The 20,734-nt window shown below is 65.5% G+C and carries 16 protein-coding genes; 15 read left to right on the plus strand and 1 reads right to left on the minus strand.

From position 1 onward, the window contains the following. Positions 1-194 precede the first annotated feature (194 nt). Genes GIB19_RS26400 through GIB19_RS26410 form a run of 3 tightly spaced genes read left to right on the plus strand, consistent with a single transcriptional unit; the run spans position 195 to position 4,373 of the window. Complete coding sequence (locus GIB19_RS26400) at positions 195-863, plus strand: ABC transporter ATP-binding protein (RefSeq protein ID WP_099428970.1); 669 nt, start codon at positions 195-197, stop codon at positions 861-863. Then, the gene (locus tag GIB19_RS26405) at positions 860-3,322 is read left to right on the plus strand and encodes an ABC transporter permease (protein WP_274888620.1); all 2,463 of its coding nucleotides are present in this window, start codon (positions 860-862) and stop codon (positions 3,320-3,322) included. The genes GIB19_RS26400 and GIB19_RS26405 overlap by 4 nt, the downstream gene beginning before the upstream one ends. Next, entirely contained in the window at positions 3,312-4,373 is a 1,062-nt protein-coding gene (locus GIB19_RS26410; protein WP_274888622.1) for a lipocalin-like domain-containing protein, read from the plus strand. Before GIB19_RS26405 ends, GIB19_RS26410 begins: the two co-directional genes overlap by 11 nt. A 278-nt stretch (positions 4,374-4,651) precedes the next feature. On the opposite strand, the gene GIB19_RS26415 is transcribed toward GIB19_RS26410, so the two are convergent. Beyond that, positions 4,652-5,398, minus strand: a complete 747-nt coding sequence (locus tag GIB19_RS26415; RefSeq protein WP_274888623.1) for an enoyl-CoA hydratase — start codon at positions 5,396-5,398, stop codon at positions 4,652-4,654. Positions 5,399-5,528: 130 nt separating this feature from the next. Here GIB19_RS26415 and GIB19_RS26420 point away from each other — a divergent pair, with 130 nt between their 5' ends. The 12 genes from GIB19_RS26420 (at position 5,529) to GIB19_RS26475 (ending at position 20,718) form a co-directional block, all read left to right on the plus strand. Then, positions 5,529-6,173, plus strand: coding sequence for a TetR family transcriptional regulator C-terminal domain-containing protein (locus GIB19_RS26420; RefSeq protein ID WP_027593676.1), 645 nt, complete (start codon positions 5,529-5,531; stop codon positions 6,171-6,173). 74 nt (positions 6,174-6,247) lie between these two features. Beyond that, positions 6,248-6,964, plus strand: a complete 717-nt coding sequence (locus GIB19_RS26425; RefSeq protein WP_099428974.1) for a response regulator — start codon at positions 6,248-6,250, stop codon at positions 6,962-6,964. Between the two features lie 5 nt (positions 6,965-6,969). After that, complete coding sequence (locus GIB19_RS26430) at positions 6,970-7,743, plus strand: substrate-binding periplasmic protein (RefSeq protein WP_027593674.1); 774 nt, start codon at positions 6,970-6,972, stop codon at positions 7,741-7,743. Next, positions 7,740-9,992 (plus strand): ATP-binding protein, encoded by a 2,253-nt coding sequence (locus tag GIB19_RS26435; RefSeq protein ID WP_274888625.1) that lies wholly within the window; start codon positions 7,740-7,742, stop codon positions 9,990-9,992. Before GIB19_RS26430 ends, GIB19_RS26435 begins: the two co-directional genes overlap by 4 nt. A 196-nt stretch (positions 9,993-10,188) precedes the next feature. Further along, positions 10,189-11,598, plus strand: coding sequence for an amino acid permease (locus GIB19_RS26440; protein ID WP_027593672.1), 1,410 nt, complete (start codon positions 10,189-10,191; stop codon positions 11,596-11,598). Between the two features lie 229 nt (positions 11,599-11,827). Beyond that, positions 11,828-12,622: an enoyl-CoA hydratase/isomerase family protein gene (locus GIB19_RS26445; protein WP_274888627.1), complete on the plus strand. Its 795-nt coding sequence runs from the start codon at positions 11,828-11,830 to the stop codon at positions 12,620-12,622. A gap of 27 nt (positions 12,623-12,649) precedes the next feature. After that, positions 12,650-13,810: an acyl-CoA dehydrogenase family protein gene (locus GIB19_RS26450; protein WP_027593670.1), complete on the plus strand. Its 1,161-nt coding sequence runs from the start codon at positions 12,650-12,652 to the stop codon at positions 13,808-13,810. Between the two features lie 18 nt (positions 13,811-13,828). After that, entirely contained in the window at positions 13,829-15,946 is a 2,118-nt protein-coding gene (locus GIB19_RS26455) for an acetate--CoA ligase family protein (RefSeq protein ID WP_274888629.1), read from the plus strand. Beyond that, entirely contained in the window at positions 15,939-17,546 is a 1,608-nt protein-coding gene (locus GIB19_RS26460; protein WP_274888630.1) for a 5-guanidino-2-oxopentanoate decarboxylase, read from the plus strand. The genes GIB19_RS26455 and GIB19_RS26460 overlap by 8 nt, the downstream gene beginning before the upstream one ends. Positions 17,547-17,580: 34 nt before the next feature. Next, the gene (alr, locus tag GIB19_RS26465) at positions 17,581-18,810 is read left to right on the plus strand and encodes an alanine racemase (RefSeq protein ID WP_274888631.1); all 1,230 of its coding nucleotides are present in this window, start codon (positions 17,581-17,583) and stop codon (positions 18,808-18,810) included. Positions 18,811-18,832: 22 nt separating this feature from the next. After that, the gene (locus tag GIB19_RS26470; protein ID WP_238217729.1) at positions 18,833-20,020 is read left to right on the plus strand and encodes a pyridoxal phosphate-dependent aminotransferase; all 1,188 of its coding nucleotides are present in this window, start codon (positions 18,833-18,835) and stop codon (positions 20,018-20,020) included. Next, positions 20,017-20,718 (plus strand): NAD(P)H-dependent oxidoreductase, encoded by a 702-nt coding sequence (locus tag GIB19_RS26475; RefSeq protein ID WP_099428981.1) that lies wholly within the window; start codon positions 20,017-20,019, stop codon positions 20,716-20,718. The genes GIB19_RS26470 and GIB19_RS26475 overlap by 4 nt, the downstream gene beginning before the upstream one ends. The last annotated feature ends 16 nt before the right edge of the window (positions 20,719-20,734 follow it).

A 20,734-nucleotide genomic window follows, 5' to 3' on the forward strand; every position in this document is an offset into this window, starting at 1 on the left:
ATGTTGTATGTTTCTGAGCAAAGCCGTGCTCGCTGCGCTTTGGGCACAGGGGGCTGTTAAGTGAAGTCAATCAGGGGTTGCCGAATATCAAGGTCGCACTCGACGTAGTGATCAACATGACGTCCTGGTAACCCTTGCACAGCCGTGACCTGCTATGCCTATGGGATACAACGCGCAAAGAGGGCGGTCCCCCGATGCTGGTCGTCGAGCAACTGCACAAGTCATTCATCACCCCTCAAGGCCCGCTGCCTGTGCTGCAGGGCATCGACCTGCGCCTGGCGCGCGGCAGCAGCCTGGCGCTGATGGGGGAGTCGGGGAGTGGCAAGAGCACCTTGCTGCATTTGATTGCCGGCCTGGACCGGGCCGACAGCGGGCGCATCCTGATTGATGACGAACCACTCGATGGCCGTTCGGAGTCGGCACTGGCGCGGTGGCGCCGGGACGGCATTGGCCTGGTGTTTCAGCAGTACAACCTGATCAGCAGCCTGGACGTGGCGGCCAACCTTGCGTTTCAGGCCCGGCTTGCCAACCGGCATGACCCGCACTGGCTGGCGTACCTGGCAGAGCGCCTGGGGCTGGCTGCGTTATTGACGCGCTACCCGGAACAGCTATCTGGCGGCCAGCAACAGCGGGTCGCCATTGGCCGCGCCCTGGCCGGTCGCCCCGCCTGGGTGTTGGCAGACGAGCCGACCGGCAGCCTTGACGAAGCCAGCAGCGATGAGGTGTTAGGCCTGTTTTTGCAACTGGTCGCCGAGGCCGGCAGCAGTGTCCTGATGGTGACCCACAGCCAGCGCCTGGCGGCGCGGCTAGCGCACAGTTGCTACCTGCAGGCGGGCCGTGTGCGCGCCGAGCACGGCCTATGAGCCCATTGCTGCTGACCCTGCAGGCGCTGTTGAGCCATTGGCGGCGCCATCGCGTGCAGTGCCTTAGCATCTTTACCGGGTTGTGGCTGGCCACTGCGTTATGGACCGGCGTCCAGGCACTCAACAGCCAGGCGCGCAGCGACTACGCGCGCGCCAGTGCGGTACTGGCGGCACCGATGCAGGCGCAACTGGTGCCGCGTGACGGCGAACGCTTCGAGCAGGCGCTGTATGTGCAATTGCGCCAGTTGGGCTGGCCGGTTGCCCCGGTACTGGAGGGGCGGCTGCGGTTTTCTGGCGAGCAGCCGGTGACTGTCCGGCTGATTGGCGTCGAGCCGTTGAGCTTGCCAGTTTCCACTGCCGTGGCGGGTGTGCGGGTGGCCGATTTCGACCTGCAGGCCTTTATTGGCACGCCGGGGCAGGCCTGGGTAGGGCCGGACACCTTGCGCCAACTGGGCAAAACCGTTAGCGACATGGCCGTCAGCAGCGAAGGGCAGCGGCTGCCACCCTTTGTGCTCAAGCCGGAGTTGGCGCCCGGGGTGATCGTGGTCGACATCGGCCATGCGCAGGCCTTGCTGCAGGCACCCGGACAGCTGTCGCGGCTTCTACTGACAGGGCCTTCGGCGCCCTTGCCCGCAGCCATCGCTGCGCGGCTCGAACTGCAAACACCGAGTGATGACGGTGGCCTGCAACGCCTGACTGAGAGCTTTCACCTGAACCTCACCGCCCTCGGCTTGCTGGCCTTCGTGGTCGGGCTGTTCATCGCCCACGCCGCCATTGGCCTTGCACTGGAGCAGCGCCGTGGCTTGATCAGAAGCCTGCGGGCCTGTGGCGTCAGTTTGCATTGCCTGTTGCTCGGCCTGGCGCTGGAGCTGGGCCTGTTCGCGGTGCTGGGCGGGCTGGCCGGGGTGGCGGGCGGCTATGGGCTGGCCGCGTTGCTGTTGCCAGACGTTGCCGCGAGTTTGCGTGGCTTGTATGGCGCCCAAGTCGCCAGCGTGTTGCACCTGCCGGCAGGGTGGTGGTTGGCTGGGGTGCTGGTGAGTGTGCTCGGGGCCTTGTTGGCGGGGCTGAGCAGTGTTTTGCAGGCGGCGCGCCTGCCCCTGTTGGCGCTGGCTCAACCCCAGGCCTGGCGCTTGGCGCAAGGCCGTTGGTTGCGGCGCCAGACGTGGGTGGCACTGCTGTTGCTGTTGGTGGCGCTTGGCTGTTGGCAACTGGGCCAGGGCTTGGCCAGCGCTTTCGCCTTGCTGGCGGCGTTGTTGCTGGCCTCGGCGTTGCTGTTACCGCCCTTGCTCGACGGCGTGCTGGCCTGGGCTGCGCGTGGGCGCCGACGGCCGCTGTCGCAGTGGTTCGTCGCCGACAGCCGCCAGCAATTACCTGGGTTGAGCCTGGCGCTGATGGCCTTGTTGCTGGCACTGGCCGCCAGTGTTGGCGTGGGCAGCATGACCGAGGGCTTTCGCAAGACCTTCATCGGCTGGCTCGATGCGCGTTTGTCCGCCGACCTTTACGTGACGCCTCGGGACACCGCGCAGGGCCTGCAGATCAGTGAGTGGCTCAAGCAGCAACCTGCGGCCACGGCGGTGCTGCCAGGCTGGCGTGTGGAAACGCACCTTAAGGGTTGGCCAGTGCAGGTGCAGGGGGTTATCGACCACCCGGCCTACCGCGACCGCTGGCCGTTGCTGGACCAGCACGCGCAGGCCTGGCAGCAGTTGGCGGCGGGCAAGGCGGTGATGCTCAGTGAACAATTGGCCCGCCGCCTAGGGCTGGTGGTGGGCGACACTTTGATGCTGGCGGCCGACGCTGCGCAGCCCATGACAGTGGTGGGGGTGTACGCCGACTACGGCAACCCCAAGGGCCATCTGTTGGTCAATGCCGATTGGCTGCGCAGGCATTGGCCGCAGGCGACATTGACCGGCCTGAGCGTGGATGTCGCGCCCACGCACCTGGCACCCCTCAAAGCTGAGTTGCAGCAGCGCTTTGCCCTGGACGACAGCCGGGTGGTCGAGCAATCGCGCCTGAAGCGCTGGTCGACCGAAGTGTTCAACCGCACCTTTGCCGCCACCGCCGCCCTCAACAGCCTGACACTGGGTGTCGCCGGCGTGGCCATGTTCATCAACCTGCTGACCCTGAGCCAAAGCCGCCTGGGCCAGCTGGCGCCGCTCTGGGCATTGGGTGTGCGGCGCACGCAACTGGTTTGGCTGACCCTGGGCCAGACGCTCATGCTGAGCAGCCTCACCGTGCTGCTGGCGATCCCTGTCGGTGTCGTGTTGGCCTGGTGCCTGGTGGCGGTGGTGAACGTGCAGGCATTTGGCTGGCGGTTGCCGCTGTATGTGTTTCCTGGGCAATTGGTGCAACTGGCGGTGCTGGGCATCCTCACCAGCCTGCTGGCCAGTGCCTGGCCGCTGTGGCAACTGGCGCGGCGACAGCCCAGCGATCTGTTGAGGCAGTTTGCCGATGAACGTTAAAGCCTGTGTCGTGCTGTGCGCGCTGCTGAGCGGCTGCGACCAGCCTGCGCCAGCGCCGCAGAGTTTTGCCGGGTTGGGCGAGCAGGCCAGTGGGTTCAGCCAGGTGACCCGCGATCACCCCTTGGTGTTCCCGCGTGATCACGGGGCTCATGAGGGGTATCGCATCGAATGGTGGTATGTCACCGCCAACCTTGAAGACGCCCAAGGGCGGGACTGGGGCGCGCAGTGGACGCTGTTCCGTTCGGCCTTGCGCCCGGGGGCGGAAACGGCCGACTGGAACAGCCCGAACCTGTGGATGGGGCATGCGGCCCTGACTGGGCCGGGTGGGCATCGCGCTGGCGAGACCCTGGCGCGTGGCGGTGTCGGGCAGGCAGGCGTCGAGGCCCAGCCGTTCCGGGCCTGGATCAATGACTGGTCACTGCAGGGGGGGGAGGGCATTGCAGGGTTGCACATGAAGGCTGCCGGCCAAGGCTTTGGTTACGACCTGAATCTGCGCAGTGACAGGCCGCTGGTGCTGCACGGCAGCCAGGGCTACAGCGAAAAATCGGGCAAGGGGCAAGCGTCGTATTACTACAGCCAGCCGTTCTACCGCGTCAGCGGCGAGGTGGAGCGCGATGGCCTATGCATTGCGGTCACCGGGCAGGCCTGGTTGGACCGGGAGTGGAGCAGCCAGCCGCTGGCGGCCGGGCAAACCGGCTGGGACTGGTTTTCACTGCACCTGGACAGCGGCGCGAAGCTGATGCTGTTTCAGGTGCGCGAGGCCAAGGGTTTGCCATATCGGGCGGGGACCTGGGTCAGTGCTCAGGGCGAGGTGGTAGCGCTGCGAGGCGATCAGATTCAGCTTCAGGCGTTGGCCTGGACGCGGCAGGAAAACGGCAAGGAGGTGCCGACACGTTGGCGAGTGCGGGTGCTGGCGTACGGCGTGGATGTGCAGGTTGATGCCGTCGAGCCGCGTACCTGGATGAACACCCGGTTTCCTTACTGGGAGGGGCCGGTGAGGTTGCAGGGGAGTGCGGGCGGGCGGGGGTATCTGGAGATGACGGGGTATTAGGGGCATGCAGGGGTGTGAGGCTGCCAGGTGTATGGCGATGGGGGGGGGGCGCCTGTGAGATCGAGCGCCGCCCGCGCGGCGCTTCGCAGCACAAGGCTGCTCCCACATTTGTTTCGGGCCAGTCATGTCTGTGAAGGCGGCGCGCGACCGCCTTGTGTGTTCGACTCGATAGCGCGCCATGCACCTGTAGGAGCAGCCTTGTGCTGCGAAGCGCCGCGCGGCGGCGCTCGATCTCGACAGCGCCGCAAACCTCAACCCGATCACCTCAAACCATCACCTCAATCCTTGATCAACCCCCGCAACGCCGCCTTGGCCTCAGGCGTACGCAGGCATTCGATAAACAACTGGCTCTCCCGCTCCACAGTGGCCTCCAGCTCCGTGCGCCCCCCATCCTTGAGCAGGCGCTTGCTAATGCGCAGCGCCTGTTGCGGGTAACTTTGCAGCCGCCGCGCCAGTTGCCGGGCGGCCGCCAAGCACTGTTCGCCATCTTCATGCAGCTCACTGGCCAAGCCCCAGGCTACCGCCTGCTCACCCTCAAGCAACGCGTTGCCCATCAGCAAGCGGGCGGCGCGGGCCTGCCCGAGCATGCGCGGCAGCAGCAGGCTGGAGCCGAACTCCGGGCATACCCCCAACGGCGCAAACGGCATGCGCAGCTTGGCCGTGCGGCTGACCAGCACCTGGTCGCAATGCAGCAGCAGGGTGGCGCCGATGCCGATCGCCGCGCCACTGACGGCAGCGATCAAGGGTTTATCCAGGCCCATCACAATGCGCATCAGGCGGAACACCGGGCTGTCCCTGTCGCTGGGCGGGTTGTCGAGGAAATCGCGCAGGTCATTGCCGGCGCTGAAGCAGTGGGGGCCGCCCGTGATCAGCACCGCATCAACGTGCGGGTCTTCGCCCGCCGCCAGCAGCAGGTCGCCAAACTGGCGGTACATGGCGATGTTCAGGGCATTGAGCTTGTCGGGGCGGTTGAAGGTCAGGGTCAGCAGGCCCTGGTCCAGGTCGCGTGTGATCAGGTCGTTCATGGCAGCCGCTTTTGTTGTTGTGGTCAGGCCCGGCAACAGGGTGCACACCGGGCATTGGCCAGTAGGGTTTATCATGGCGCTCGGCTTGCTGTACAGTCGTTCAGCCCAGTCTAATGCCCGAGAATCGCCGATGAGCCAGGAAGCCCGCTACCACCGCATGCTGCCGGAATTGCGCAAAGCCAACCTGGTCGAGGCGACCTTGGTGTGCCTTAAGCGACATGGTTTTCAGGGGGCTTCGATCCGCAAGATTTCCGCCGAGGCGGGGGTTTCGGTGGGGTTGATCAGCCACCATTACGCGGGCAAGGACGAACTGGTGGCCGAAGCTTACATGGCGGTCACCGGGCGGGTCATGGGCCTGCTGCGCGAAGCCATGGCCCAGGCCGCGCCCACGGCCCGCGAACGGCTGTCGGCGTTCTTCCGTGCCTCGTTTTGCGCCGAACTGCTCGACCCGCAACTGCTCGATGCCTGGCTGGCGTTCTGGGGCGCGGTGAAGACCGCCGATGCGATCAACCAGGTGCACGACCATTCCTACGGTGAGTACCGCAACGAGTTGAGCCGGCTGCTCGCCACGCTGGCGGTGGAAGAGGGCTGGCAGGGCTTTGACGCCGACCTGGCGGCGATCAGCCTGAGCGCGTTGCTCGATGGCTTGTGGCTGGAGTCGGGCCTCAACCCGGGCACCTTTACGCCGGCCCAGGGCGTGCAGATCTGCGAGGCCTGGGTGGATGGCTTGCAGGCCGGTGGTCGGCAACGCTTCAGCCTGCCCAAGGGCTGTTGATCGCCTGTTCAGTAACGAGTAGGCTGCTGTCGCGAGTGTGTAGAACAAACCAATAAAAAAAGAGACTTCACGCAATGACGCCTCGGGTATTGATCGTCGATGACGATCCGCTTATTCGTGACTTGCTGCAGGCCTATCTGTCCCAGGAAGGCTATGACGTGCACTGCGCCGACACCGCAGAAAAGGCCGAGGCATTGCTCGGCAGCCAGGACGTCGACCTGGTGCTGCTGGACATTCGCCTGCCCGGCAAGGACGGCCTGACCCTGACCCGCGAGCTGCGGGTGCGCTCGGAAGTCGGCATCATCCTCATCACCGGGCGCAATGACGACATCGACCGCATCGTCGGCCTGGAGTGCGGCGCCGACGACTACATCATGAAACCGCTCAACCCCCGCGAGCTGGTGTCCCGCGCCAAGAACCTGATTCGCCGCGTACGCCATGCCCGCGAGGTGCACCCGGCGCCCGCCTGCGCACAGTCGCTCAAGCAATTTGCCGACTGGGCACTGGACACTGACCGTCGACGCCTGATCGACCCGCGTGGCGGGCAAACGCTGCTGACCCATGGCGAGTTCCAACTGCTCAGCGTCTTCCTGCGCAACAGCGGCCACACCCTGAGCCGCGACCAGTTGATGGACCAGATCCGCAACCGTGAGTGGGTACCCAACGACCGCTCCATCGACGTGCTGGTCGGCCGCCTGCGCCGCAAGCTGCATGACGACCCGGCCGAGCCGCAACTGATCATCACCATTCATGGCACCGGCTACCTGTTCACCGCCAGCGTGGCCGCGTGAGCACCCTGCGCCGCCTGCTGGCGCTGGCGGTGCTGGTACCAGGCTTGCCAGCAGCGGCGGCTGAGCCGGTGCGCTACTGCGACTACCCCGTGTACCCGCCGATTTCCTGGAGCGATGGCCACCAGGTGCGCGGCCTGGCGCCGACGGTGGTGCGGGAGCTGTTTGCGCGCATGGGCCGAGAGGTGCAAACCGTGGTGCTGGGCAACTGGAAGCGCTGCCTGATGGACGCTGCCGCCGGGCGGGTGGACGTGGTGCTGGCCTACGACAGCGACCAACGTGACCAAGGCATGCGTTTTTCGTCGGTACCGGTGATACGTGAAGAGGTGGCAGTGTTTTTCAATCGCCGCCGGCCCGTGCAGTTTCAGCACCTGGAAGACTTGGCCGGGTACCGTGGCGGCTTGCTCTACGGTGAAAGCTACGGCGCCGACTTCGACCGTTTTGTCGCGCGCCACCAGAACATCGAGCGGGTCTCGTCCAGCCAGCAGAACTTCGGCAAGCTGATCCGTGGGCGCATCGACTTCGTGATCCAGGAGCGGCGTACCGGCGAGCTGTTCATCGAGCACCTGCCCGGCGCCGAAGACATCCGCGCCTTGCCGGCCGCGCTGAGCGTGGACTACCTGCGCGTGGCGGTGTCGCGCCAGTCCTCCCTGAGCCAGCACATGGACGAGATCGACCACCAGTTGCGGCGCATGCACGAAGCTGGCGAGATCGACCGCTGGCTGGAGCAGAGCGAAGTGACCTACCGCGACATGATCAACCTGCCGGCGGATGCCCGATGATCCGCCTGCGCACCGACGGCCTGTTGCGCCGCCTGCTGCTGTTTATCCTGCTGTTCAGCCTGTGCTTCACGGTGCTGGCCAGTTCCGTGCAGCTGTATTTCGAGTACCGCCGCGAGATGCGCGACATCGAGGCGCGCATGGCGTTGATCCGCGCGGGTTACCTGGCCAGCCTGGAGCGCAGCTTGTGGGACCTCGACGAAGCGCAACTGGATGTTCAATTGCGTGGCCTGGTGGACTTTTCAGATGTGGCGCGGGTACGCCTGCTCAGCGATGACTTCACCCTGTTGCGCGGTGAAGCCGAGCCTAAGGGGCCACTGCGCATCGAGCGTTTCCCGCTGGATTACCAGCCACCGTCGGGGCCGGCACGGCACCTTGGCGAGCTGGAGGTGAGCATCGACCTGGGTGCGGTGCACCGGCGGCTGTATGCCACGGGCCTGGCCAGCCTGTTGTGGATGGGGGTGTTTCTGTGTGGCCTGGCGGTCGCGTTGTCTGGCTTGTTCTACCGCTTGGTGACCCGCCATTTGCAAGTCATGGCCGAGTTTGCCCGGCGGATCGGGGCCGGGCACTGGCAGGAGCCGCTGCGCCTGGATCGCCGCCGTTCGGCGCATGCCGATGAGATCGATACCGTGGCGCATGCACTGGACGACATGCGCCGGGCCATCCTCAGCGACATCGAGCGCCGCGAGCTTGACCGCGTGGCCCTGCAGGACAAGCGTGACGAGCTACAGGCCATGGTCGAGCGGCGTACCGCGAGCCTAGCCCGGGCCAAGGATGAGGCCGAAGCCGCCAACCTGGCCAAGTCACGCTTTTTGGCGACCATGAGCCATGAGCTGCGCACGCCGCTCAATGGCATCCTCGGCATGGCCGAACTGCTACGTGGTGCCAGGCTCGATGCGCTCGACCGGCAACGCCTACAGGCTTTGTACAAGGCGGGCGAAGGGCTGTTGGCCATTCTTAACGAGGTGCTTTGCTTTGCCCGTCTCGAAGAGGGCGAGAGCCAGGCCGAAATGCTCGGTTTCTCACTGCGCCAGTTGTGCACGGAGGTGCTGGCATTGCTCGAACCGATGGCCTTGGAACGCGGCGACACCCTGCACGTGGAGGTCGATGAGCAATTGGCGGCGCATCAGCATGGCGCCGAGCAGTACCTGCGCCAGGTACTGAGCAACCTGCTGGCCAACGCCATCAAGTTCACCGCGCACGGCCAGGTCGAACTCAGGGTGCAGGTGCTGGCCAGCGATCAGAACGGGCAGCGCCTGCGCGTGTCGGTCAGTGACAATGGCATTGGCATCGAACCGGCCATGCAGGCGAAGATTTTTGACCGTTTCGTACAGGCCAGCGAAGCGGTGGCCCGGCGCTATGGTGGCACTGGCCTGGGCTTGGCGATCTGCAAGCACCTGGTGGAAAAACTTGGCGGCCGCATCGGCCTGAACAGCGTGCCGGGGAAGGGCAGTTGCTTCTGGTTCGAGCTCGACATGGCGCGTGGGCAGCCTGCCGTTGCCCATGAGCCGGCCTGCTCGGCGTGGGCCAGCCTGAGTATCCTGGTGGTCGAGGACGTGGCGTTGAACCGTGAGGTGGCGGGTGGTTTGCTGGTGCGCGATGGCCACCAGGTGTGCTTTGCCGAGGATGCCGATCAAGCCCTGCAAGCCTGTGCCCAGCAGCGCTTCGACCTGATCCTGCTGGATGTGCACTTGCCCGGTTTGAGCGGGGTTGAGTTGTGCCGGCGCATCCGCGCCACCCCAGGGCCAAACCGTGGCAGCCGGATCCTGGCGCTGACTGCCGGGGTGCAACCGGCGCAAGTTCCCGATTACCTGGCCGCAGGCATGCAGGGGGTACTGGCCAAACCGCTGCGCCTGGAGCACCTGCGCCAGGCCCTGGCCGAGGTTGCGCCTGCCCCGGTGGCTGCACCTGGCTCGGGCATGGACTGGTCACTGCTGCAAACCCACCGCAGCTTGCTGGGCGAGCAGAAGTTGCAGGCGCTGCTGGCAGTGCTGCACCAATCGATCGAGCAGCACGCCACGGCGCTGGCCGAAGCCTTGCAGGCACGCGACTGCGCTGCAGTGTCGCACCTGGCGCATCGCCTGGCGGGCAGTTGCGATTCCCTCGGCTTTGCTGGCCTGGCTGGCCTGTTGCGCCGCCTCGAAGACGCCGCCCAAGGCCAAGATGAACAGGCGCTGCTGGCGCTCAGCGAGCCACTAGCGGCACAGCTGGAACAGGCCCGCACCACCCTGAAACAGTTGATCCAGAGCTGACGTACAAAAAACTTACGACTTTTTACATCTTTGATCGGTTCGTACAACGGCACCTTACATCCGTTTCCAATAATCGATGGCAACCGTGTTGCACGCGGTCCATGAGGCTTATTGGAGATAACAATAATGACATGCCGTAGCGCTCAGCCCCTCCTTGAACGATCGTTTTGCACCCCCTGCTACAGCGGGGTGAACCATGACTGACACACACGAAGGCAAAATCCAGCTGACCCGCGCGCTGAAAAGCCGGCACATCTTCATGCTGTCGCTGGGCGGCGTGATCGGCACCGGGCTGTTCATGGGCTCGGGCGTCACCATCAACCAGGGCGGGCCGGTGGGGGCGATCCTGGCCTACCTGGTGGCGGGGCTGTTGATGTACCTGGTGATGGTCTGCCTGGGCGAGCTGTCGGTGCAGATGCCGGTTTCCGGTTCGTTCCAGGCCCATGCCACCAAGTTCATCGGCCCAGCCACGGGCTTCATGATTGGCTGGGTGTACTGGATGAGTTGGGCCACCACGGTGGGCCTGGAGTTCACCGCTGCGGGCATGCTGATGACCCGCTGGTTCCCCGAGGTGCCAATCTGGTATTGGTCGGCGTTGTTCGTGGTCGTGCTGTTCGGCCTCAATGCTCTGGCCACACGGGCCTTTGGCGAGGCGGAATACTGGTTCTCGGGGATCAAGGTGGCGACCATCCTCGGCTTTATCGTGGTCGGCCTGCTGGTGATCTTCGGCGCCATCCCGCTGAACAACGGGGCGCCGGCACCGATGCTGAACAACTTGGTGGGCGAGTCGCTGTTCCCCCATGGCCTGTCGGCGGTGTTCGCGGTGATGATGACCGTGGTGTATGCCTTTCAGGGCTGCGAAATCATGGGCGTGGCGGCCGGTGAGACCGAGCACCCGGAAAAGAGCATCCCCCGGGCCGTGCGCAACGTGGTGTTCCGCGTGCTGATCTTCTACGTGCTGGCGATTGCCGTGCTGTCGGCCATCGTGCCGTTCGAGCAGGCCGGGTTGATGGAAAGCCCGTTCGTGCAGGTGTTCGACATGGTCGGCATTCCCTATGCGGCCGACCTGATGAACTTCGTCATCCTCACCGCCATCCTGTCGGTGGGTAACTCCGGGCTGTATGCCTCCACGCGCATCCTCTGGGCCATGTCCAAGAGCGGCATGGCACCCAAGAGCCTGTCGCCGCTGAGCAAACGCGGCGTGCCACTGCGTGCCCTGAGCATCACCCTGTGCTTTGCCCTGGTGTCGCTGATGACCAGCTTCGTGGCTGCCGACACCTTGTTCATGGTGTTGATGGCCGTGAGCGGCATGTCGGGCACTGTGACCTGGATCGTCATCGCCCTGGCGCAGTACCGGTTCCGCAAGGCGTACCTGCGTGATGGCGGGCAATTGCAGGACCTCAAGTACAAGGCGCCGCTGTACCCCTTGGTGCCGCTGTTGTGCATCACCCTGTGCTGTTCGCTGTTCGTGTTTCTGGCCATCGATGAGACCCAGCGGCCGTCGTTGTACTGGGGCTTTGGTTTCATTGCCCTGTGCTATGCGGCGTATTACGGGGTGAACCGCCGGCGGCAAGGGGCCTTTGCGCCGAGCGCGCCTGGCGTTTGAAGCCGCTTGTTGGGGGCAGCCTTGTGCTGCGAAGAGGCCGGTGCAGGCATCAACATTGTTTTGAGCCTGCACTGGCCTCTTCGCAGCACAAGGCTGCTTCTACAAGGGAAGCGCAAGGGTTTTGATCCGAGTTGTGCAAAGTTGTAACAACCCATCCCGCCTTGTTGAACACTCGTTTAGTATCACCTTCATCACGTCCTCCACCCCAATAACAACAGCGAGGCCTCCCATGACCACCCCGTCATCGTCAGTGTTGAGCAAGGTCGAAGCCGGCGTTGCCTGGCTCACCCTCAACCGCCCCGAGCAGCGCAACGCACTGGACATTCCCAGCCTCAAGCATCTGCATGCCCTGCTCGACACCTGCAACAGCGACCCCGCCGTCCGTGTGGTGGTGCTGACCGGCAGCGGGCGCAGCTTCTGTGCCGGCGCCGACCTGGCGGAGTGGGCCGAGGCCGAGGCCCGTGGGGCACTGGAAAGCTACGGCTGGACCGAGACCGCCCACGCCCTGATGCTGCGCCTGCACAGCCTCGACAAACCGACCCTGGCCGCCATCAACGGCACCGCCGTCGGCGGCGGCATGGACCTGAGCCTGTGCTGTGACCTGCGCATCGCTGCTGCCTCGGCACGCTTCAAAGCCGGATACACCAGCATGGCCTACAGCCCCGATGCCGGCGCCAGCTGGCACCTGCCACGGCTGATTGGCAGCGAGCAGGCCAAACGCCTGTTGTTCCTCGACGAACTGTGGGGCGCCGAACGGGCCTTGGCGGCAGGGCTGGTGAGCGAGGTCTGCGGCGACGAGCAATTGCCTGCGGTGGCCGCTGAACTGGCGGGCCGCCTGGCCAACGGCCCGACCTTCGCCTACGCGCAGACCAAGCGGCTGATCCGCGAAGGCGCCCAGCGCACCCTGGCCGAGCAACTCGAAGCCGAGCGCCAGGCCGGCTTGCTATGCGGGCGCAGCCAGGACGGCGCCGAGGCGCTCAAGGCCTCGGTAGAACGGCGCCCAGCGCACTTCGTCGGCCAATAACCCGTTACCTCTCCAGGACCTTCGCAGATGAATTTCCAACTGACCCAAGAACAAGAAATGTTGGTGGATGCGGTACGCAGCTTCGTGGCCAAGGAACTGCTGCCCCATGAAGAAGCGGTAGACCGTGCCGACGCGGTGTCGCCGGAACTGGCTGCGCAGATCCGCGGCAAGGCCATCGCCGCCGGGTTCTATGCCTTCAACATGCCTGAAGAAGTCGGCGGCGGTGGCCTCGATTACCTGTCCCAAGCGCTGATCGAGCGCGAGTTGTCCAAGGTTTCCTGGGCGCTGCACGTGTTTGTCGCACGCCCGTCGAAGATTCTCATGGCCTGCAAGGACCAGCAGGTCACCGACTACCTGCTGCCGTGCGTGCAGGGCGAAAAGACCGATTGCTTCGCCCTTACCGAGCCTGGCGCGGGCTCTGACGCCAACGCCATCAAGACCCGCGCCGTGCGCCAGGGCGATGACTTCGTGATCAACGGCAGCAAACACTTCATCAGCCACGCCGGGCATGCCGACTTCGCCATCGTCTTCGCGGTGACCGACACCTACGAGCACAACGGGCGCAAACGCAATGCGGTCACCGCCTTGCTGGTCGACCGGGACACCCCCGGCATGACCATCCGCCGCGGGCCCAAGTGCGTGAGCAACCGCGGCTACCACACCTACGAGCTGTTCTTCGACGACTGCCGGGTGCCAGCCAGCAACGTGCTGGGCGAAGTCGGCAAAGGCTGGGAGGTGGCCAACGCCTGGCTTACCGCTGGCCGGGTGATGGTCGCCGCCAACTGCGTCGGCCAGGCCCAGCGTGCACTGGACGCATCGCTGCAGTGGGCCGCCGACCGCAAGCAATTTGGCCAGCCCATCGGCAGCTACCAGGGTGTGTCGTTCAAGCTGGCGGACATGGCCACGCAGATCCGCGCCGCCGAACTGCTCACCCTGCACACCGCCTGGAAGATGGACCAGGGCAGCATGACCGATGGCGAGGCGGGCATGGCCAAGCTGTTGGCCAGCGAAGTGCTGGGCAAGGTCGCTGACGAAGCCGTGCAGATTTTTGGCGGCATGGGCCTGATGGATGAGGGGCCGGTCGAGCGCATCTGGCGCAACGCCCGCATCGAGCGGATCTGGGAGGGCACGTCGGAAATCCAGCGGCACATCATTTCCCGTGAGCTGCTGCGCCCGTTGCTGCGCTGATCGACCTGGAGACTCAGCATGTCGCATTCCAATCGTGACAACCTCAAGCGCCTGCTGGCCCCACGGCACTTGGCCTTCGTGGGTGGGCGCAGCATGGCCCGTGCCCTCAAGCGCTGTGCCGAAGGTGGCTTTGCCGGCCCGCTCTGGCTGGTCAACCCGCAACACGCGAGCCTGGAGGGCATCCCTTGCGTGGCGCGGGTGGCAGACCTGCCATGCGCCCCAGACGCGGTGTTCATCGCCACCCACCGTGAACTGACCCTGCAGTGTGTCGCGGAACTGGCCGCCATCGGTGCCGGTGGCGCCATCTGCTACGCCTCGGGCTTCGCCGAAAGCGGTGAACAAGGCCGCCTGTTGCAGCAGCGCCTGCTTGAGGCCGCCGGCAGCATGGCCTTGCTTGGCCCCAACTGCTATGGCCTGCTCGACTACTTGCACGGCGCGGCCCTATGGCCGGTGGCCCATGGCGGCAAGCAGGTGGAGCAGGGCGTGGCGATCCTGACCCAGAGCGGCAATTTTGCCTACAACCTGTCCATGAGCGACCGCTCGCTGCCGGTGGCCTACATGGCATCGGTCGGCAACCAGGCGCAGTTGGGCGTGGCCGAGTTGATGGACGTGCTGCTCGACGACCCACGGGTGACCGCCATCGGCTTGCACCTCGAGGGCCTGAAAAACGTGCCGGGCTTTGCCCGCGCCGCCTACAAGGCACTGCAACAGGGCACCCCGATCATTGCCCTGAAAACCGGCGTGTCGCAGATCGGCGCTGAACTGGCGCTCAGCCACACCAGTTCGCTGTCAGGCTCCGATGCCCTGTACGACAGCCTATTCCAGCGCCTGGGCGTGATCCGCGTGAGTGGCCCGGTGAGCTTCGTCGAGACCCTCAAGGCTGCCGCCTGTGGCCGTTTGCCGGCCGGCGACCGGCTGGTCGCCCTGGCCTGTTCGGGCGGCGATGCGGGCTTGATCGCCGACTACGCCGAGCGCAACCAGTTGCGCCTGCCCGCGCTGGCGCCAGGGCAGGTGAGGGCACTGGCCCAGGTACTTCCGGCCTACGCCAACCTGGTCAATCCGCTGGACTTCACAACAGCGATCTGGGGCGATGAAGTGGCCCTGCAACAGATGCTCGACAGCACCCTGGGCGCTGACACCGATGCCGCCATGCTGGTGCTCGACTACCCCGCAGCGTTCACCGGTGAGCGCAAGGAATGCGACCTGTTGCTGGCGCTTTACTGCGACGCCCTGGCGCGCCACGGCAAGATCGGCTTCGTCACCTCGGCGTTCCCCGAGCTGTTGCCAGCCTCGGCCCGTGAGCGCCTGCATGCCCATGGCATCGCCGCGCTGCAAGGCGTGGAAGATGGCCTGGCAGCGTGGGGGCGGATCGTGGCCTATCAGCGCAACCGCCAGCGGCTGCTGGAACAGGGCGAGGCGGCGCAGGTGCCGCTGTGGCCACGGCCCCTTGCAGGTGAAAGCCGCCTGCTAGACGAATGGCAGTCCAAGCAGGCCCTGAGTGCGTTTGGCCTGCCGGTGCCAGGCGGGGTGCTGAGTACCCCGGAGCACGCGCTAAACGATGCCAACCGCGTTGGCTACCCGCTGGTGCTCAAGGCGGTCAGTGCGCAGTTGCCGCACAAGACCGAAGCCGGTGCGGTGGCGTTGAACCTGCGTGATGGCGCAGCGCTGCAGGCCGCCCTGGCGCAGATGCGCCAGCGCATCGACGCCTATGCGCCGGGGGTGGCGTTCGACCAGGTCTTGCTCGAACCCATGGCGCCGCCGCCCTTGGCCGAGTTGATCGTCGGCATCAAGCGTGAAAACGACTTTGCCCTGGCCTTGGTGATCGGGGCGGGCGGTGTGCTGGTGGAGCTGCTTAAAGACAGCGTCAGCCTGTTGCTGCCCACCACCGACAGCGCCATTCGCGCAGCACTGCTTGGCCTGCGCAGCGCCAGCCTGCTGCAGGGTTTTCGGGGGCGCCCGGCTGCCGACCTGGATGCTCTGGTGGCGGCGATCCGCGCGGTGGCCGACTATGCCTGCGAAAACGCCGGGCAGCTGCTGGAACTGGATGTGAACCCATTGATGGTCGGTGCCCACGGCACCACCGCGGTCGATGCGCTGATCCGCCTCGGCCAGCCGCAAGGAGATCAGCATGAATGAGCACTCGATGACCGCCGGCCAGGCGCTGGTACGGCTGCTGGCCAACTATGGGGTGGATACCGTGTTCGGCATCCCAGGGGTGCATACCCTGGAGCTGTACCGCGGCTTGCCCGGCAGTGGCATCCGCCATGTGCTGACGCGGCATGAGCAGGGCGCGGGCTTCATGGCCGATGGTTACGCCCGGGTCAGCGGCAGGCCGGGCGTGTGTTTTGTCATCACCGGCCCAGGCGTGACCAATGCCGCCACTGCCATCGGCCAGGCCTATGCCGACTCGATCCCGTTGCTGGTGATATCCAGCGTCAACCACACCGCCAGCCTGGGCAAAGGTTGGGGCTGCCTGCACGAAACCCAGGACCAGCGCGCCATGACCGCGCCGATCACGGCGTTCTCCGCCGTGGCACTGAGCGCTGAAGACCTGCCCGAGCTGATTGCCCGTGCCTGGGCAGTATTCGACAGCGAACGCCCGCGCCCGGTGCACATCTCGGTCCCGCTGGACGTGCTGGCCGCGCCGGTTGCCCGCGACTGGAGCGACGCGGTGGTACGTCGCCCTGGGCGCGGCCAGCCCGACCGGGGCACGCTGGAGCAGGCCGCGCTGAAACTGGCCGCAGCGAAACGGCCAATGATCATCGCCGGCGGTGGCGCACTGCAGGCCGCCGCGCAACTCGAACAGTTGAGCACCCGCTTGGCAGCACCGCTGTTCACCAGCGTCGCCAGCAAGGGCCTGCTGCCGCCTGGGGCGCCATTGAATGCGGGTTCTAGCCTGTGCGTCGCGCCGGGCTGGCAGATGATCAGCGAAGCCGATGTGGTGTTGGCAGTGGGTACCGAAATGGCCGATACCGACTTCTGGCGCGAGCGCCTGCCGCTCACGGGTGAGTTGCTGCGAGTCGACATCGACCCACGCAAGTTCAACGATTTTTACCCGTGCGCGGTGGCCTTGCACGGCGATGCTCGACAGACCCTCGACGGTTTGCTGGCGCACCTGTCCGAGGTCGAGCGCGACCCTTGCCAGGCCATCGAAGCGGTGGCCGGCCTGCGCCAGGCCATTCGCACCGGGCACGCACCGTTGCAGGCCATCCACCAGGCCATTCTCGACCGCATCGACGCGGTGCTGCCAGACGACGCCTTCATCAGCAGCGACATGACCCAACTGGCCTACACCGGCAACTACGCCTTTGCCAGCCGGGCGCCGCGCAGCTGGTTGCACCCCACCGGTTACGGCACCCTCGGCTATGGCTTGCCGGCGGGTATCGGCGGCATGCTCGCCACTGACCATCGCCCCGGCCTGGTGCTGGTGGGCGACGGCGGCTTCCTCTACACCGCCCAGGAGCTGGCTACCGCGGTCGAGGAACTGGACCGGCCGTTGGTGGTATTGCTGTGGAACAATGACGCCCTTGGCCAGATCCGCGACGATATGCTCGGCCTGGATATCGAGCCGGTCGGCGTACTGCCGCGCAACCCTGATTTCATCGGCCTGGCCCGTGCGTTTGGCTGCGCGGTGCGTCAGCCACGTGACCTGGATGCCTTGCAGGCTGACCTGGCCGACGGCTTCGCCACGCCAGGCGTGACCTTTATCGAACTCAAACATACCTGCGTCTGCTGACCGCGGCGCATCGTCCATAACAAGAGAAACCACCATGCAATTTCGCCGTACGCTCCTCGCTGCCTCCCTGGCCCTGCTGATCACCGGCCAAGCCCCGCTGTATGCCGCGCCGCCGCTGTCGATGGACAACGGCAGCAACGCGCAGACCGTGCAAAACAGCAACGCCTGGGTCGAGATCAGTGCCAGTGCCTTGCAACACAACATTCGCACCCTGCAAGCGGAGCTGGGTGGCAAGTCCAAGCTGTGCGCCGTGCTCAAGGCCGACGCTTACGGCCACGGTATTGGCCTGGTGATGCCGTCGGTGATCGCCCTTGGCGTGCCTTGCGTGGCGGTCGCCAGCAACGAGGAAGCCCGCGTGGTGCGGGCCAGCGGCTTCACCGGGCAACTGGTGCGGGTACGCCTGGCCAGCCTGAGCGAGCTGGAAGATGCCCTGCAATACGACATGGAAGAGCTGGTCGGCAGCGCCGAGTTCGCCCGCCAGGCCGATGCCATCGCCGAGCGCCATGGCAAGACTTTGCGCATTCACCTGGCGCTCAACTCCAGCGGCATGAGCCGTAACGGCGTGGAAATGGCCAGCTGGAGCGGGCGAGGTGAGGCACTGCAGATCACCGACCAGAAGCACCTCAAGCTGGTGGCGTTGATGACCCACTTCGCCGTGGAAGACAAGGATGACGTGCGCAAGGGCTTGGCAGCGTTCAACGAGCAGGCCGACTGGTTGATCAAGCATGCCAAGCTCGACCGCCGCCAACTGACCCTGCACGCCGCCAACTCGTTCGCCACCCTGGAGGTACCGGAAGCACGCCTGGACATGGTCCGCACCGGCGGTGCGCTGTTCGGCGACACCGTGCCCGAGCGTACCGAGTACAAGCGTGCCATGCAGTTCAAGTCGCGGGTGGCGGCGGTGCACAGCTACCCGGCTGGCAACACTGTCGGCTATGACCGCACCTTCACCCTGGCGCGCGACTCGCGCCTGGCCAATATCACCGTCGGCTATTCCGACGGCTACCGCCGGGTGTTCACCAACAAGGGCCATGTGCTGATCAACGGCCACCGCGTGCCGGTGGTGGGCAAGGTATCGATGAACACCTTGATGGTCGATGTCACCGACTTCCCCGACGTCAAGAACGGCAACGAAGTGGTGCTGTTCGGCAAACAGGCTGGTGGCGAGATTACCCAGGGCGAGATGGAGGAAATCAACGGCGCATTACTGGCCGACCTCTACACCGTGTGGGGCAGCTCGAACCCCAAGATTCTCGTCGATTGACCGCATTTGAAGGGAGACTGCCATGCGCTATGCCAAGCTGACCCAACGCATCGCCGGTGACGGTGCTGCCGCCTGGGACATCCACTACCGCGCCCTGGCGATGCAGGCCGAGGGCAAGGACGTTTTGCTGCTGTCGGTGGGCGACCCGGACTTCGACACCCCGGCCCCCATCGTTGAAGCGGCCATCGACAGCCTGCGTGCCGGCCACACCCATTACGCCGATGTACGCGGCAAACTCGCGCTGCGTCAGGCCATTGCCGATCGTCACCGGCAGCGCAGCGGCCAGCCCGTCAGTGCTGACCAGGTCACGGTACTGGCGGGTGCCCAGTGCGCTTTGTTCTGCGTAGCCCAGTGCGTGCTCGACCCGGGTGATGAAGTGATCGTCGCAGAGCCGATGTACGTCACTTACGAGGCGGTGTTCGGTGCCTGTGGTGCCACGGTGGTGCCGGTGCCGGTCAAGCCGGAGAACGGCTTTCGGGTGTGTCCGCAGGACGTGGCCGCGCGCATCACCCCCCGCACCCGCGCCCTGGCCCTGAACAGTCCGCACAACCCTTCGGGCGCGAGCTTGCCACGCTCGACCTGGGAGGCGTTGGCCGAGCTGTGCATCGCCCACGACCTGTGGCTGATCTCCGACGAGGTGTACAGCGAACTGCTGTACGAAGGCGAGCATGTCAGCCCTGGCAGCCTGCCCGGCATGGCCGAGCGCACCGCGACCCTCAACAGCCTGTCTAAATCCCATGCCATGACCGGTTGGCGGGTGGGCTGGGTGGTGGGCTCGCCTGAGCTGGCCACGCACCTGGAGAACCTGGCGCTGTGCATGCTCTATGGCTCGCCGGACTTTATCCAGGACGCCGCCGTGGTGGCCTTGAATCAGCCCTTGCCCGCCCTTGAGGCGATGCGCGACGCCTATCGCCAGCGCCGGGACCTGGTGTGCGAACAGTTGGCTGGTTGCCCGGGCGTCAAGGCGCTCAAACCCGACGGTGGCATGTTCGTGATGGTCGATATCCGCGAAACCGGCCTCAGTGCCCAGGCCTTCGCTGACCGCCTGCTGGACCGCGAAGGTGTGTCGGTACTGGCGGGAGAAGCCTTTGGCCCGAGCGCCGCCGGGCATATTCGCCTGGGGTTGGTGGTAGGCGCCGAAGCCTTGGCCGAGGCGTGCCAGCGCATTGCCCGGTGTGCGGGTGAACTGATGCAAGGAGAACTGTCGTGAATGTATTGATCGTCCATGCTCACCCCGAGCCCCAATCCTTCACCGCCGCCCTGCGTGACCAGGCGGTGGCTACCTTTCGCGCCCAGGGCCATGCGGTCAAGGTCAGCGACCTGTATGCCATGGGCTGGAACCCGGTGGCCAGTGCGGACGATTTCGCCACGCGGGAGAACCCCGAGTACCTGGTGTATGCGCTGGAGCAGCGCCTGGGGGTGAAGAGCGGCGCCATTGCCGCAGATATCCAGCAAGAGCTGGACAAGCTGTTATGGGCCGACTTGCTGGTGCTGAACTTCCCAGTCTTCTGGTTCTCGGCGCCGGCCATGCTCAAGGGCTGGATCGACCGGGTGCTGGTGTCGGGTGTCTGTTATGGCGGCAAGCGCTTCTACGACCAGGGTGGGCTGGCCGGCAAGAAGGCACTGGTGACGGTGACCCTTGGCGGGCGTGAGCACATGTTTGGCGAAGGGGCTATCCATGGGCCGCTTGAGGACATGTTGCGGCCGATTCTGCGGGGGACGCTGGCGTACGTTGGCTTCGACGTGCTGCCGCCGTTCGTGGCCTGGCATGTGCCGTATATCAGCGACGAAGCGCGGCAGGGTTTTCTGCAGCAGTACCAGCAGCGCCTGGAGCAGTTGGCGGATGATCAGCCGCTGGTGTTCCCGCGGTTGGCGCAGTTCGATGAGGCGTTGTACCCGCTGGCGTGAATCAACCCGAGTTTGA

The organism is Pseudomonas sp. ITEM 17296, from assembly GCF_028895205.1.
Lineage (GTDB): Bacteria > Pseudomonadota > Gammaproteobacteria > Pseudomonadales > Pseudomonadaceae > Aquipseudomonas > Aquipseudomonas kermanshahensis.

Coding starts and splice junctions, on each gene's coding strand:
- GIB19_RS26410 (WP_274888622.1), top strand. CDS start 3,312: ATGAACGTTAAAGCCTGTGTCGTGCTGTGCGCGCTGCTGAGCGGCTGC.
- alr (WP_274888631.1), top strand. CDS start 17,581: ATGCAATTTCGCCGTACGCTCCTCGCTGCCTCCCTGGCCCTGCTGATC.
- GIB19_RS26440 (WP_027593672.1), top strand. CDS start 10,189: ATGACTGACACACACGAAGGCAAAATCCAGCTGACCCGCGCGCTGAAA.
- GIB19_RS26460 (WP_274888630.1), top strand. CDS start 15,939: ATGAATGAGCACTCGATGACCGCCGGCCAGGCGCTGGTACGGCTGCTG.
- GIB19_RS26435 (WP_274888625.1), top strand. CDS start 7,740: ATGATCCGCCTGCGCACCGACGGCCTGTTGCGCCGCCTGCTGCTGTTT.
- GIB19_RS26470 (WP_238217729.1), top strand. CDS start 18,833: ATGCGCTATGCCAAGCTGACCCAACGCATCGCCGGTGACGGTGCTGCC.
- GIB19_RS26405 (WP_274888620.1), top strand. CDS start 860: ATGAGCCCATTGCTGCTGACCCTGCAGGCGCTGTTGAGCCATTGGCGG.
- GIB19_RS26415 (WP_274888623.1), bottom strand. CDS start 5,398: ATGAACGACCTGATCACACGCGACCTGGACCAGGGCCTGCTGACCCTG.
- GIB19_RS26455 (WP_274888629.1), top strand. CDS start 13,829: ATGTCGCATTCCAATCGTGACAACCTCAAGCGCCTGCTGGCCCCACGG.
- GIB19_RS26445 (WP_274888627.1), top strand. CDS start 11,828: ATGACCACCCCGTCATCGTCAGTGTTGAGCAAGGTCGAAGCCGGCGTT.
- GIB19_RS26400 (WP_099428970.1), top strand. CDS start 195: ATGCTGGTCGTCGAGCAACTGCACAAGTCATTCATCACCCCTCAAGGC.
- GIB19_RS26450 (WP_027593670.1), top strand. CDS start 12,650: ATGAATTTCCAACTGACCCAAGAACAAGAAATGTTGGTGGATGCGGTA.
- GIB19_RS26425 (WP_099428974.1), top strand. CDS start 6,248: ATGACGCCTCGGGTATTGATCGTCGATGACGATCCGCTTATTCGTGAC.
- GIB19_RS26420 (WP_027593676.1), top strand. CDS start 5,529: ATGAGCCAGGAAGCCCGCTACCACCGCATGCTGCCGGAATTGCGCAAA.